Consider the following 1,081-nt stretch of genomic DNA (forward strand, 5'->3'; position numbering starts at 1 on the left):
CCTACATCCGCGCATTGCTCGATGTGACCGACAACCTCGTCGAGGGACGTGCGGTGCATCCGGCCGGGCTGAGGGTTCACGACGGACCCGATCCCTACCTGGTGGTGGCCGCCGATCGCGGGACCGCCACTTTCAGCGACCTCGCTAACTCAATCGCGGCCGAAAACGGCTTCTGGTTAGACGACGCCTTTGCTTCGGGCGGGTCGGCCGGTTATGACCATAAGAGGCTGGCCATCACGGCCCGCGGAGCCTGGAAGTCGCTGGAGCGGCACTTCATGGAGTTGGGTCGGGATCCTTACCGCCAGCCCTTCACCGCAGTTGGCATCGGAGATATGTCGGGAGATGTCTTTGGCAACGGGATGCTCGGTTCCGATCAGATCAAACTCGTCGCCGCCTTCGACCACCGCCACATTTTCATCGATCCCAACCCGGATTCGCGGACGTCGTTCGTAGAGCGAAGGAGACTCTTTGATCTTCCCCGATCTTCGTGGGATGACTACGACCGGACGCTGCTTTCCCCCGGTGGGGGAGTGTGGCCGAGGTCCCTCAAGCAGATCCAATTGTGGCCCGAAGCTCTCGCAGCCCTTGGTGTGACTCAAACAGATTGGACTCCGACCCAACTCATCAAGGCGATCCTGCTGGCCCCGGTTGACCTGCTTTGGAACGGTGGCATCGGCACCTATGTCAAGGCGAGCACCGAAACCAACGAAGCGGTGGGGGATCGCGGCAACGACGGTGTGCGGGTCGACGGGCTCGACCTCCGGTGTCGCACGGTGATCGAAGGCGGCAACCTCGGTCTGACCCAGGCCGGGAGGGTCGAGTATTCGATGGCCGGAGGCAAGATCAACACCGACTTCATCGACAATTCGGGCGGGGTTGATTGTTCGGACCGCGAGGTCAATCTCAAGATCCTTCTTGGTATCGTCGAGCGACGGGGGGAGCTGACTCGCGAACAGCGCGATCGCATGGTCGCGGATTCAGCCGAACAGGTGGTCGAGCGGATCCTCTACGACAATTTCCAGCAGGCCCAAATGATCTCCCAGGAAGAGCGGGCCGCCCTGAGACGGGTGGGGGCATACGA

General features: G+C 61.7%; 1 protein-coding gene. It reads left to right on the plus strand.

Annotated features, from left to right (window positions below):
- Window positions 1–1,081: NAD-glutamate dehydrogenase (locus JJE47_15340; GenBank protein ID MBK5268794.1), on the plus strand; the 1,081-nt coding region annotated here is incomplete at both ends.

This window comes from Acidimicrobiia bacterium, assembly GCA_016650365.1.
Taxonomy (GTDB): domain Bacteria; phylum Actinomycetota; class Acidimicrobiia; order Spongiisociales; family JAENVV01; genus JAENVV01.